Consider the following 13,306-nt stretch of genomic DNA (forward strand, 5'->3'; position numbering starts at 1 on the left):
AAAATAAACTTTGTTGTTATGATTGAAACCATAAAAATGATTTCTGAAAGAATTATGAGATTCCCGCTTGCGCGGGAATTTCTATTCCTCTAATCTAATGTCAAGACCCAATCCTTTCAATTCGTGCATAAGTACGTTGAAAGATTCTGGTAATCCTGGTTCCGGCATAGTTTCCCCTTTTACGATTGCCTCGTAGGTTTTCGCTCTACCAATAACATCATCAGATTTAACAGTCAATATTTCTCTAAGCGTGCTAGATGCGCCATAAGCTTCCAAGGCCCAAACTTCCATCTCTCCAAAACGCTGACCACCAAATTGGGCTTTACCACCAAGCGGCTGTTGCGTAATAAGTGAGTACGGTCCAATGGAACGCGCGTGCATCTTATCATCTACCATATGGCCTAGTTTCAGCATATAGATGATCCCTACCGTAGCAGGTTGATCAAAACGCTTACCAGTTCCACCATCAAATAAATAAGTATGTCCAAATCTTGGTATTCCAGCTTCATCCGTATATTCATTGATCTGGTCTATAACTGCACCGTCAAAAATTGGGGTTGCAAATTTGCGACCTAACTTCTGTCCAGCCCATCCAAGAACGGTTTCATAAATTTGTCCAATGTTCATACGCGATGGTACCCCAAGTGGGTTCAACACGATATCTACAGGAGTTCCATCTTCAAGGAAAGGCATATCTTCCTCACGTACAATACGTGCAACAATACCTTTGTTTCCGTGACGTCCCGCCATCTTGTCCCCTACTTTCAGTTTACGCTTTTTAGCGATATAAACCTTTGCAAGTTTCAGAATTCCTGATGGAAGCTCATCTCCAACAGAGATGGTAAACTTCTCACGACGTAAGTTTCCTTGTAAATCGTTTTCTTTAATTTTATAGTTGTGTAACAAATCTGCCACCAACACATTGGTATCATCATCTGTAGTCCAAGTACCACCAATTAAGTGGGTGTAGTCATCAACAGAGTGAAGCATTTTCAAGGTGAACTTTTTCCCTTTTGGGAACACTATTTCACCCAGGTCATTGTTTATACCTTGTGCAGTTTTTCCTCCTACAATAGTGAATAGCTTTTCAACTAACACATCTTGAAGTGCAACAAATTTCGCTTCGTATTTTGCCTCAAGTTCTGCAATGTCTTCTTTGTCTTTCGCACGCTTACGTTTATCTTTAATAGCACGGGCAAACAATTTCTTGTCTATTACCACACCGTTTAAAGAAGGCGAAGCTTTAAGCGAAGCATCTTTAACATCACCTGCTTTATCACCAAAAATAGCGCGAAGCAGTTTTTCTTCTGGAGTTGGATCGCTTTCTCCTTTTGGAGTAATTTTCCCGATAAGGATATCGCCAGGTTTTACCTCGGCACCAATACGGATCATTCCGTGTTCATCCAAATCTTTGGTAGCTTCTTCCGAAACGTTTGGAATATCATTTGTCAATTCTTCGTTACCTAATTTGGTATCACGAACTTCCAATGAGTATTCATCCACGTGGATAGAAGTAAAAATATCTTCACGAACCACTTTTTCAGAAATAACGATCGCATCCTCAAAGTTATAACCTTTCCAAGGCATAAAGGCAACCTTCATGTTTCGTCCAAGAGCAAGTTCTCCTTTTTCAGTAGCATAACCTTGACAAAGCACTTGTCCTTTTTTAACTCTATCACCTCTGCTAACAATAGGTTTTAGGTTAATAGAAGTACCTTGGTTTGTTTTTCTGAATTTTACTAATTGATATGTTTTGGAATCGCTATCAAAACTAACCATACGCGCTTCTTCGGTACGGTCATATTTAATAGTGATTTCATTTGCATCTACATATTCCACAACACCATCTCCCTCTGCATTGATAAGAACACGGCTATCTGAAGCAACTTGTCTTTCAAGACCAGTTCCAACAATTGGCGAATCTGCAATCAATAAAGGTACGGCCTGACGCATCATGTTAGATCCCATCAGTGCACGGTTAGCATCATCATGCTCCAAGAAAGGAATCAAGGAAGCCGAAATAGATGCAATTTGGTTTGGCGCAACATCCGCATAGTTCAACACGGTAGGTTCAACAAGCGGGAAGTCACCTTCCATACGTGCAATAACCTTATCGGTATCAATAGCACCTTTATCAGTCAGCGGAATGTTAGCCTGTGCAATGTGCATATCTTCTTCCTCTTCTGCAGAAAGATAGATAGGTTCATTTTTAAAGTCGATTTTCCCGTCATTTACTTTTCGGTATGGCGTTTCAATAAAGCCAAGGTTATTAACCTTCGCATAAACGGCAAGTGAAGAGATCAAACCAATGTTTGGTCCTTCTGGAGTTTCAATAGGGCATAATCTTCCGTAGTGGGTGTAGTGAACATCACGAACCTCAAAACCTGCTCTTTCACGAGATAGACCTCCTGGCCCAAGTGCAGAAAGACGACGCTTGTGCGTGATCTCTGCCAGTGGGTTTGTCTGGTCCATAAATTGTGAAAGCTGGTTGGTACCGAAAAACGAATTGATAACAGAAGAAAGTGTCTTCGCGTTAATCAAATCAATAGGTGTAAACACCTCATTATCACGAACGTTCATACGTTCGCGAATGGTACGCGCCATACGGGCAAGACCAACACCAAACTGTTGTGACAATTGCTCACCTACCGTACGTACACGACGGTTACTAAGGTGATCAATATCATCAATTTCAGCTTTAGAGTTGATAAGCTCGATCAAATATTTAACGATGGTAATAATATCTTCCTTGGTAAGCACTTGCTTGTCCATTGCGATATCAAGACCTAGTTTTTTGTTCATTCTGTAACGACCTACTTCCCCAAGATTATATCTTTGGTCGCTGAAGAAAAGCTTGTGGATAATACCACGCGCAGTTTCCTCATCTGGTGGTTCAGCGTTACGTAATTGTCTATATATATGTTCTACCGCTTCTTTTTCAGAGTTGGTAGGATCTTTTTGTAGTGTGTTGTGAATAATAGAATAATCCGCCAACAAGTTTTCCTCTTTGTGTAGCAAAACAGTTTTAGAACCGGAATCGATGATTTCATCGATATGCTCTTTTTCAAGAACGGTATCACGGTCTAAAATAATTTCATTACGCTCTATGGAAACAACTTCCCCTGTATCTTCATCCACAAAATCCTCGTGCCAAGTTTTCAGTACACGAGCAGCCAGTTTACGGCCAATATATTTTTTAAGTCCTGTTTTTGATGCCTTAACTTCTTCTGCAAGGTCAAATATTTCAAGAATATCCTTATCCCTTTCAAAACCGATGGCTCGGAAAAGTGTAGTAACAGGTAACTTTTTCTTACGGTCTATGTAAGCATACATTACGCTGTTGATGTCTGTGGCAAACTCAATCCAAGAACCTTTAAAAGGGATCACACGAGCCGAGTAAAGTTTAGTTCCATTTGCGTGGAAAGATTGACCAAAGAAAACACCTGGCGAACGGTGTAGTTGAGAAACAACAACACGTTCCGCTCCATTGATACAGAAAGTACCACTTGGCGTCATGTAAGGAATTGTACCTAGATACACATCTTGCACGATTGTTTCAAAATCTTCGTGCTCTGCATCGGTACAGTATAGTTTCAACCGCGCTTTAAGAGGCACACTATACGTTAAACCACGTTCAATACACTCCTGGATGGAATATCTTGGTGGATCTACGAAATAGTCTAAAAACTCTAAAACGAATTGGTTGCGAGTATCGGTAATTGGGAAATTTTCCAAAAAGGTTTTGTACAAGCCCTCTTGGCCTCTTTCTTCTGACTTGGTTTCCAACTGGAAAAAATCCTGAAAGGATTTAATCTGAATGTCCAAAAAGTCCGGATAATCCGGCTTATTTTTTACAGAGGAAAAATTCAATCTTTCAGTTTGCGTTGCTGACATCTATGGACGGAATTTTAATTAAAATGAAATTGAAAATCGTATAAAAAGGTATTAACCATTATATACGCAAAATGGTTTAGGCCTTTCCAGAACTATCTGGAAGACCTAAACCTAAGGGTTTGGAACTCTGGAAGCTTACTTAAGCTCAACCTCTGCTCCAGCTTCTTCTAGTTGTGCTTTTAAAGCCTCAGCTTCATCTTTAGTCACACCTTCTTTTATTGGAGAAGGAGCGCTATCAACTAATTCTTTTGCATCTTTAAGACCAGCACCAGTTAATTCCTTAACTAGTTTTACAACTGCTAATTTAGAAGCACCTGCAGCTTTAAGAATTACATCGAATTCTGATTGCTCTTCAACTTCTTCACCACCAGCAGCACCACCAGCAGCAACTGCAACAGCAGCAGCAGCAGGCTCGATACCATACTCGTCTTTTAATATTGTAGCTAACTCATTAACTTCTTTTACAGTTAAGTTAACTAATTTTTCTGCGAAATCTTTCAAATCTGCCATTTCTATCGTTTTTAAAAATAATTGTGTTTATATAAATTAATTAGTGCAATGTTTAGTCCTCCAAATCTCTCTAAGAGACTCTTTGGATTTTTTATCCTTCTCTTTCGGATAAGGTTTTAACAAGGCCAGCGATTGTGCTACCCCCACTCTTAAGAGCAGAAATAACATTTTTAGCAGGCGATTGCAACAACCCGATAATTTCTCCAACAAGTTCGTCCTTAGATTTAAGCTCAACCAAACTATCCAATTGATTATCGCCAACGTAAATTGACTCTTGGATGTAGGCTCCTTTCAAAAGAGGCTTGTCAGATTTTTTTCTAAATTCCTTAATTACTTTGGCAGGTGCATTACCTGTTTCAGAAAACATTATAGAAGTATTTCCTTTAAGTATCTCTGTCAATTCACCAAAGTCCTTATCTGAACTCTCCATTGCTTTTTTAAGCAATGTATTCTTAACTACGGCCAACTGAACTCCTGCTTTAAAGCAAGCGCGGCGTAGGTTGGTAGTGTGTCCTGCGTTAAGGCCTGAAATATCTGCTAAATAAATATTAGCATTATCAGACAACTGCGCAGTTAACGTTTCAATTACTTGTGATTTCTCTTCTCTAGTCATAATTTCCAGTTTTTACTGCTCAGTAAACCTTTTGGTATCTACTTCCACACCAGGGCTCATTGTGCTCGACATATAGATACTCTTTATGTAAACACCTTTTGAAGCCTGTGGCTTTAGTTTAACGAGGGTTGTTAATAATTCTCTTGCGTTTCCAGCAATTTTATCTGCATCAAAAGATGCTTTTCCTATTGCCGCATGAACGATACCAGTTTTATCCACTTTAAAGTCGATCTTACCAGCTTTTACATCTGAAACCGCTTTAGCAACGTCCATAGTTACTGTACCTGTTTTTGGGTTTGGCATCAAACCACGAGGGCCTAAGATGCGTCCTAAAGGACCTAATTTACCCATAACGCTTGGCATAGTTACAATGACGTCAACATCTGTCCATCCTCCTTTTATCTTATCGAGGTACTCATCAAGACCAACGTAGTCTGCTCCTGCTTCTTTAGCTTCGGCTTCCTTATCTGGAGTTACCAATGCCAACACTTTTACGTCCTTACCTGTTCCGTGGGGAAGAGTAACAACGCCCCTAACCATTTGGTTCGCTTTACGTGGATCCACGTTAAGACGAATTGCAAGGTCTACGGAAGCATCAAACTTTACGCTGGTGATTTCTTTTATTAAAGCAGAAGCTTCGGCTACGGTATAGGTTCTATCCTCTACCTGTAGTTTAGCCTCCTTTTGCTTTTTAGTTAATCGTGCCATTTTATAGATTCTTTTTTCAGATTAAAAAGGTGCATCACCTTTTACTTTAACTCCCATAGAACGTGCAGTACCTGCTACCATTTTCATAGCAGACTCAACGGTAAATGCATTAAGATCGGGCATTTTATCTTCCGCGATTGCCTTAATTTGGTCCCAAGAGATTGTGGCTACTTTTTTTGCATGTGGTTCACCGGAGCCTTTCTTTGCCTTTGCAGCTTCTAGTATTTGAACTGCAGCGGGTGGCGTTTTAATAACAAAATCAAAAGACTTGTCTTTAAAAACCGTGATCGCTACTGGCAATACTTTTCCTTGCTTATCTTGAGTTCTAGCATTAAACTGCTTACAGAACTCCATGATATTAACACCGGCAGCACCAAGAGCAGGCCCAACTGGTGGTGATGGATTAGCAGCACCCCCGCGAACTTGCAACTTAACTACTTTACTAATTTCTTTTGCCATTTCTAAATTTTTGTGTGGTTCTTCAAAAGTGGAAGCCTCTGAAAAAACCTATTAAGCGTAACAATTAAACTTTTTCTACTTGCATATAACTCAACTCCAACGGTGTTTTTCTTCCAAAGATTTTCACCATCACTTCAAGCTTGCGTTTTTCTTCATTTATTTTTTCTACAGTACCGTTAAATCCGTTAAACGGTCCGTCTATAACTTTTACAGTTTCTCCAATTACGAAAGGAATGCTCACACTGTCATCTTTCACAGAAAGCTCATCTACTTTTCCTAACATTCTATTTACTTCAGACGGTCTAAGCGGCACAGGTTCTCCACCTTTCACTTCACCTAAAAAGCCAATAACACCATTAATTGACTTAATGATGTGAGGGACTTCTCCACTCAAATTCGCCTTTACCATAATATAACCAGGGAAATAAACACGTTCCTTGTTCACCTTCTTTCCGTTACGGATCTGTATAACCTTTTCTGTAGGAACTAGCACCTCATCAATATAGTCTTCAAGTTCCAAGCGTTTTATATCACTTTCGATATAAGACTTTATCTTGTTCTCCTGCCCGCTAACTGATCGGACTACATACCATTTTTTTGTATCTGTTGTTTCGGTCATTGCTTAGGACTTGATCCAATCAAAATATAAACCTACCACTTTGCTGAAGACAGTATCGACACCCCAAACAGCCAAGGCCAATACAATAGAAAATACTGCAACAACCACTGTAAGTTTCTGCGCTTCTGCCCACGTAGGCCAAGTAACGTGATTTCTAAGTTCTTTGTAAGATTCTGTAATATAGTTTACCATTTTGTAGTAATATTAATGTTTTTTCCTCAAGACTGAGAGGTTCCTACCTCCGCAGGAATGTAGCACGGGTTGAGAGACTCGAACTCACGACACCTGGTTTTGGAGACCAGTGCTCTACCAACTGAGCTAAACCCGTATATTAAATTCAGAATTGTGAATTCAGAATTATAAATATTGGTATTCAGATTTCAAAGTAAAAAAAAATCGATTGATTTCTGAATAGGCTATTAAACTCTTAATAGAGCAAAACCTTCTTTAAAAGCCAAGGTATCCCGAAGTAAATTCGGGACACCTAGCACTTTTAATTATAAGATAATTAGTCTAAAATTTCAGTTACCTGACCTGCACCTACAGTACGTCCACCTTCACGAATCGCGAAACGAAGACCTACATTCATTGCAATAGACTGAAGCAATTCAACGTGAATAGTTAAGTTATCACCAGGCATCACCATTTCAACACCTTCTGGAAGCATGATTGTTCCAGTTACATCAGTTGTACGAACGTAGAACTGAGGACGGTAGTTGTTATGAAATGGAGTGTGACGACCACCTTCTTCTTTTTTAAGAATATAAACCTCAGCTTTGAATTTAGCGTGTGGTGTTACAGATCCAGGCTTTACAATAACCATACCTCTAGTAATCTGTGTTTTTTCAATACCTCTTAACAAGATACCAGCATTATCTCCAGCTTCACCTCTATCAAGGATTTGGCGGAACATTTCAATACCAGTAATAGTAGAAGTTAATTTTTCAGCTCCCATACCGATGATCTCAACTGGATCTCCAGTTTTAGCAATACCAGTTTCGATACGACCTGTAGCAACAGTTCCACGACCAGTAATAGAGAAAACATCTTCAATAGGCATCAAGAAAGGCTTCTCAACATCACGAACAGGCTCTTCAATCCAAGCATCAACTTCTTCCATTAATTTAAGAAGCGCATCAACCCATTTTTGCTCACCATTAAGCGCACCTAAAGCAGAACCTTGAACAACAGGACCATTATCACCATCATACTCGTAAAAGCTAAGAAGGTCACGGATTTCCATTTCAACCAACTCTAATAACTCTTCGTCATCAACTAAGTCAACTTTATTCATGAACACTACAATTCTAGGAATACCAACCTGGCGACCTAATAGAATGTGTTCACGTGTTTGTGGCATAGGACCATCTGTAGCAGCAACCACAAGTATAGCACCGTCCATTTGGGCAGCACCAGTAACCATGTTCTTTACGTAATCCGCGTGACCAGGACAGTCAACGTGCGCGTAGTGACGATTTGCTGTTTGATATTCTACGTGTGAAGAGTTAATTGTAATACCTCTTTCTTTTTCTTCTGGCGCATTATCAATTTGATCAAATGATGTTGCTGCAGAAAATCCTGCATCCGCCATCACCTTAGTAATAGCTGCAGTCGTAGTTGTTTTTCCGTGATCTACGTGTCCAATTGTACCAATATTCAAGTGTGGTTTTGACCGATCGAATTTTTCTTTTGCCATTTTGTATTAATTTTAATCTTAGTTATTATTAGTGTTCAAATTTATTCTAACTAGAGCCAATGATGGGAATTGAACCCATGACCTCTTCCTTACCAAGGAAACGCTCTACCCCTGAGCTACATCGGCCTTTACGGTTTGTAGCCTCAGGTTTAAAGTTTCAAGTTTCAGATTAAAAAAACCTGTAACATAAAACGAGAAACTTGAAACTCATTTTGAGCGGGAGACCGGGTTCGAACCGGCGACATTCAGCTTGGAAGGCTGACGCTCTACCAACTGAGCTACTCCCGCAATTTTATGAAAATTCCAAATAAAGGAAATTCCAAATTCCAAAAAAAATTAAGAACATTTCCAATTCTAGACCCAAATCCTTTTGGAACCTGGTATTTGAAAATTGGAATTTTCAAATCTGTGGGGAGAGCAGGATTCGAACCTGCGAAGACGTAGTCAGCAGATTTACAGTCTGCCCTCGTTGGCCGCTTGAGTATCTCCCCAATTTAATTCAATATTTCAAATTCAATATTCAACGTTAATTAAGTGATTCAGTTTTAAACTTTGAATCTTAAACCTTGAATTTTAAAAGAGCCGATAGAGGGACTCGAACCCACGACCTGCTGATTACAAATCAGCTGCTCTAGCCAGCTGAGCTACATCGGCTTTTTTGCCTTTTTCGGAGGTCATTTCTGACCCATAAAAAAGTCCGCTATTTCTAACGGACTGCAAATGTATAAAATTTATTTTTTCTACAAAACATTTTCTCAAAAAAATGTTACAAATATGCCTTTTGTTTTTGTTTTCGCTTTTTAAGCTGCCTTTCTAAAGTGGTTATTACTTCATCTATAGCCTCTTCAAAAGTTTTCGCTTCTTTTTTCACCATCACCTCATCACCGGGGATACTCAACAAAACCTCAACAACCTTATTTTCTTTCTCGCTCGTCTTCTTAACTTTCAAAAAAACATCTGCAAAAACTATCTTGTCATAAAACTGCTCCAGCTTAGATAATCTATTTTCAACGAATTCTAATAATTCATCTTTTGCCGCAAAATTGGGAGTCTGTACGTTTACTTTCATATATACTATTTTTAAAATTAATGTAATATGTATTTTTAGGCCATAAGCTTCTCTCTAATTATTCATTACGTGGATGCGAACTTTTATAAACCTCCTTTAGTTTGGATATACTGTTTTGTGTGTAAACTTGCGTAGAAGCCAGACTGGAATGCCCCAGGAGTTCTTTTACCGAGTTAATATCCGCTCCTTCATTTAAAAGATGCGTAGCAAAAGAATGCCGCAAAATATGCGGGCTTTTTTTTACTTTTTCTGATGCTCTACTAAAGTAGGTATTTATAATTCGATAGACAAGAGTTTCATATATTTTAACCCCTTTGGCGGTTAAAAATAAATATTCAGCGTCGCTTATCCTTTCCAATTTTTCACGCATCGGTAAATATGCCCTTAGGCTTTGAATCACGGTGGGCAATAAAGGAATAATTCGCTCCTTGTTTCTTTTACCCAAGACCTTGATCGTTTTATGCGCGTATGAAACGTCATCCAGCTTTAAGTTTATCAACTCTGCTCTTCGCATTCCCGTTGCGTAAAACAACTCAATTATCAGAAGGTTGCGCATCCCCTCAAAGTTATCTTGAATTCCTAAAATTTCTGTGACACCGAAAATTTCCTTTTCGGAAAATGGCACTTGTATTTTTTTCGAAGTTTTCAGTGCCCTGTGCTTGGCCAAAGGATTAATTTCTATCTGCTTCGTCTTTAGAAGAAACCTATAATATGTTTTCAGAGACGAAATCTTTCGGTTTACGGTCCTGTTTGAAATACCCGAATCTACCAAATTAACAATCCAGCTTCGCACTATGGAATAATTTACATTTACAATATCAGCATATTGATACTCTTTAGAGGAAAAAGCTTCAAACGCTTCCAAATCCCTCAAATAGGCGGTCACCGTATGTGGTGAATACTTTTTCTCTAGTTGAAGATAATCTGTAAAGACGGAGAAGGACATTTGTGGTTTGTAGTTTGTGGTTTTACCCCCAGCTCCTAAAGGGGAGTGAACATGGCTCCCATTAGGGCTAGAGCAATAGACTTACAAATTAACCTAATAACTCAACAACCCAATAACTTTTAATCATAAAAAAAATCCGTTGGAAAAAATTCCAACGGATTTGTATAATTTAAGATTTCTGCCTTGCGCCACCACTAAAGCTTTAGCGCGCGTTGTTGCAGGAATTAATTAAATATCTTCCTGATCTCTAAGATTCTGGATGTATTGCGCTTTTTGCATTTGCGCTCTTTTCTTAACAGATGGCTTCGAAAAAGCTTGTCTTGAACGTAGCTGGCGCATGGTTCCTGTACGGTCAAACTTACGCTTGAAACGCTTTAGCGCTCTGTCGATATTTTCTCCGTCTTTAACTGGTATAATTAACATAGTGTCATCACCTCCTCTCTTTAAGTCGGCAAAGATAGAAAAAGTTATGAGTTGTGAGTTATGAGTTATGAGTTATTTTAAAAATAATCACTCTTTATAAAGAGAGGCTCTTTTAGAAAGGTCTTGAATTAGCTTTTCCTCCTCTTTACTTTCCAACAAAACATTATAATCTTTCCAAAAGGATGCATTATAAGGTTTGCTTAAAAATATATCAGCAGACCAAGCATTTTCCTGAAGCTCTTTACGTATAAGTGCTGGATCCTGAATTATGTCATTAAACAAAATTTCTTGAATGGTATAATAATATTGTGCTCCCTTATCAAAACCAGGTTCAGATTCGGTTTTTGACCTATCGGAAGATCTATCCCCAATATTAACCAGTTTTGGAGTTTCGTAATAAATGTAATTTGGATACATTTTACCGTCATATTCCCTATAGGTTATTGTAAGTTTATGGATATTCTGGGTGTCATAAAGACTCTTGCTTCGCTTTTTCTGCACATCGGAACCAGCGATCAATTCATATTCCACTTTTTTGATAGCGTAATTATCATAATAAATATAGATCCATCCCTTAGGTTCAAAGCCTTCATTATAAATGCCCGGAGTATTTAATCCAACAAAATCGTCACCTTTACTAATTTTGATTTTATAGAGCTTTCTTCCGTTGTCAACCAAAATAGTGTCCAGATGAAATTGGTGCTTCTCCAAAACATCCTTCCCCAATAGCGCACCAGTAACATTGCTATTTCTGATTAGGTTTAATTTCCCCTTAAAAAGATTATCCAAACCATTTACGCGGCTGTCGTTCCACTTTATGGCATCAATTAATGCGGAAGTTTTTACGGAATTTCTACTGACATTTCCAGCTTTAGAGCCTATACTTTTTAAATATGCCGAATAGGTAAATAAACTATCGATATCCCTTAAATCGTAACTTTTTCGCGTTTCATCTACATTTATTTTCAGGTTATCTTTTGCACCGGCGGCATAACTAGAATCGTATAATGTAATTGCGCTTTCAACCAGCCATTTATACTCCTTCTTGTTGCGTTCTTTATGACGTAAAAACCCTTTTAGAAGATAGGCTTGTTCTGGTAAATTGCTCGACAGTTTTTCAATAGCTTTTTGCACAATCCCATTTCCTGTTGTAGGACGCGGATCCGCAACTATCACTACCTCATCTAATGAAGCCACATCTTCCTCCAAAAATATATCGTTGCCATTTTCAAAATCGGCTATTATTACATTAAAACTTTTATAACCAATGGAAGAAATTACCAAAGTATCACTCAAGTATCTTTGTGGCACTTTTAAAACAAAATTTCCATCTGCGTTTGTTATAGAACCAACCGTAGTGTTTTTTATATAGACACTAGCACTTTCAATGGGCTGATAGGTTAAAAAGTCCGCTACTTTTCCCTTCAACTCTGTTTGGGCGATGGTGGTTGCGCCGATAAAAAAGACTAAAAGTGTGAAAAAGTGACTTCTCTTGATGTTCTTCATGCTCATAATTAGATTCTCGAGTTTCGCACCTTGAAAAAACTGATATTTAGGGGCTAAAAGGAATTAAAATTGTAGCCTATAAGCCTTGAGAATCATTTGGTTTTAAAGTGTTTTTAATGTAAATAAGAAACAGGAATATGCTACAAAACAAAGATATTACTAAAACCCAAGAAATAAAAACTCTTTTTAAGGATACTTATTACAGAATAAATAAAATAGGATCTAAATCAAGCAGTTCAAAATTTACAACTCACTTCTAACCACAAAAAATTATCCCCATCTACATAAACTCATGCAGACGGGGATAAATATCCAATTAGGGATTTTTAAAACTTACTCTTTCACCACTCTGAAAGTTTTCTGACTACCGTCAATAGTGACGCTCATCAAATAAACTCCAGCTTGTAATTGGTCAGTAGCCATGTTTGCTTCTAAAGCATTTGGTTGCTTTTGAATGACCTTTTGACCGATCAGGTTGTACACATCAACTTGCTCAATTGGTGCGCTTGCATTCAGGGTCAACTGATCTTTAACGGGGTTTGGATAGTAAGTGAAATTGGTAAATACCTGACTTTCTACTCCTAAAAGCCTGTGAGCATCCGCTTCACTGATCACTTCGATAGTGAAGTCTATTGCTTCTCCATCTCCATTACCTTCAGCCATAGGATGATCCATCATACTATTTCGGATTCTAGCTTGGTAAGTACCAGGAGCCATAGCTTCCCAGGTCATTGGCACATCTACAACACCGGTTTCTCCGTTTGGAATACCGCCGCCCCAAATCACATCATTGCTCCAGATAATTTGCTCATCTGCATCAAAACATCCGTCTTGGTTAAAGTCAAGCCATACTGAATAGTAGT

General features: G+C 38.5%; 13 protein-coding genes and 5 tRNA genes. All 18 read right to left on the bottom strand.

Annotated features, from left to right (window positions below; genetic code table 11):
- Nucleotides 1–81: 81 nt before the first annotated feature.
- Nucleotides 82–3,894 (bottom strand): DNA-directed RNA polymerase subunit beta, encoded by a 3,813-nt coding sequence (rpoB, locus tag G440_RS0113070; RefSeq protein WP_026451723.1) that lies wholly within the window; start codon nt 3,892–3,894, stop codon nt 82–84.
- 135 nt (nt 3,895–4,029) lie between these two features.
- A complete protein-coding gene (rplL, locus tag G440_RS0113075; RefSeq protein ID WP_026451724.1) occupies nt 4,030–4,404 on the bottom strand; it encodes a 50S ribosomal protein L7/L12 in 375 nt (124 codons plus the stop codon).
- A gap of 91 nt (nt 4,405–4,495) precedes the next feature.
- Complete coding sequence (gene rplJ / locus G440_RS0113080) at nt 4,496–5,017, bottom strand: 50S ribosomal protein L10 (protein WP_026451725.1); 522 nt, start codon at nt 5,015–5,017, stop codon at nt 4,496–4,498.
- 12 nt (nt 5,018–5,029) lie between these two features.
- The gene (gene rplA / locus G440_RS0113085) at nt 5,030–5,725 is read right to left on the bottom strand and encodes a 50S ribosomal protein L1 (protein WP_026451726.1); all 696 of its coding nucleotides are present in this window, start codon (nt 5,723–5,725) and stop codon (nt 5,030–5,032) included.
- A gap of 21 nt (nt 5,726–5,746) precedes the next feature.
- Nucleotides 5,747–6,184: a 50S ribosomal protein L11 gene (gene rplK, locus G440_RS0113090; RefSeq protein WP_026451727.1), complete on the bottom strand. Its 438-nt coding sequence runs from the start codon at nt 6,182–6,184 to the stop codon at nt 5,747–5,749.
- Nucleotides 6,185–6,248: 64 nt separating this feature from the next.
- Nucleotides 6,249–6,803: a transcription termination/antitermination protein NusG gene (gene nusG / locus G440_RS0113095; protein WP_026451728.1), complete on the bottom strand. Its 555-nt coding sequence runs from the start codon at nt 6,801–6,803 to the stop codon at nt 6,249–6,251.
- A 3-nt stretch (nt 6,804–6,806) separates the two neighbouring features.
- Entirely contained in the window at nt 6,807–6,995 is a 189-nt protein-coding gene (secE, locus tag G440_RS0113100) for a preprotein translocase subunit SecE (protein WP_026451729.1), read from the bottom strand.
- A 63-nt stretch (nt 6,996–7,058) separates the two neighbouring features.
- Nucleotides 7,059–7,131: transfer RNA gene (locus tag G440_RS0113105), tRNA-Trp, on the bottom strand.
- A 180-nt stretch (nt 7,132–7,311) separates the two neighbouring features.
- Nucleotides 7,312–8,499: an elongation factor Tu gene (tuf, locus tag G440_RS0113110; protein WP_026451730.1), complete on the bottom strand. Its 1,188-nt coding sequence runs from the start codon at nt 8,497–8,499 to the stop codon at nt 7,312–7,314.
- Nucleotides 8,500–8,553: 54 nt separating this feature from the next.
- A tRNA-Thr gene (locus G440_RS0113115) sits at nt 8,554–8,625 on the bottom strand.
- 89 nt (nt 8,626–8,714) lie between these two features.
- Nucleotides 8,715–8,787, bottom strand: a tRNA-Gly gene (locus tag G440_RS0113120).
- Between the two features lie 121 nt (nt 8,788–8,908).
- Nucleotides 8,909–8,990 (bottom strand) — tRNA-Tyr (locus G440_RS0113130).
- Between the two features lie 89 nt (nt 8,991–9,079).
- Nucleotides 9,080–9,153: transfer RNA gene (locus G440_RS0113135), tRNA-Thr, on the bottom strand.
- A 112-nt stretch (nt 9,154–9,265) separates the two neighbouring features.
- Nucleotides 9,266–9,568, bottom strand: a complete 303-nt coding sequence (hpf, locus tag G440_RS0113140; protein WP_026451731.1) for a ribosome hibernation-promoting factor, HPF/YfiA family — start codon at nt 9,566–9,568, stop codon at nt 9,266–9,268.
- 58 nt (nt 9,569–9,626) lie between these two features.
- Nucleotides 9,627–10,514 carry a tyrosine-type recombinase/integrase gene (locus tag G440_RS0113145; RefSeq protein WP_026451732.1) on the bottom strand — a complete coding sequence of 296 codons (888 nt, stop codon included), beginning with the start codon at nt 10,512–10,514 and terminating at the stop codon, nt 9,627–9,629.
- Nucleotides 10,515–10,742: 228 nt separating this feature from the next.
- Entirely contained in the window at nt 10,743–10,937 is a 195-nt protein-coding gene (gene rpsU / locus G440_RS0113155) for a 30S ribosomal protein S21 (protein WP_014782721.1), read from the bottom strand.
- An 87-nt stretch (nt 10,938–11,024) separates the two neighbouring features.
- On the bottom strand, nt 11,025–12,443 hold the full coding sequence (locus tag G440_RS0113160; RefSeq protein WP_026451733.1) for a carboxypeptidase-like regulatory domain-containing protein: 1,419 nt from the start codon (nt 12,441–12,443) through the stop codon (nt 11,025–11,027).
- A 333-nt stretch (nt 12,444–12,776) separates the two neighbouring features.
- Nucleotides 12,777–13,306, bottom strand: a 530-nt coding sequence (locus tag G440_RS0113165) for a T9SS type A sorting domain-containing protein (protein WP_026451734.1), incomplete at its 5' end; no start/stop codon positions are given.

It is taken from the genome of Aequorivita capsosiphonis DSM 23843 (assembly GCF_000429125.1).
GTDB classification, from domain to species: Bacteria; Bacteroidota; Bacteroidia; order Flavobacteriales; family Flavobacteriaceae; genus Aequorivita; species Aequorivita capsosiphonis.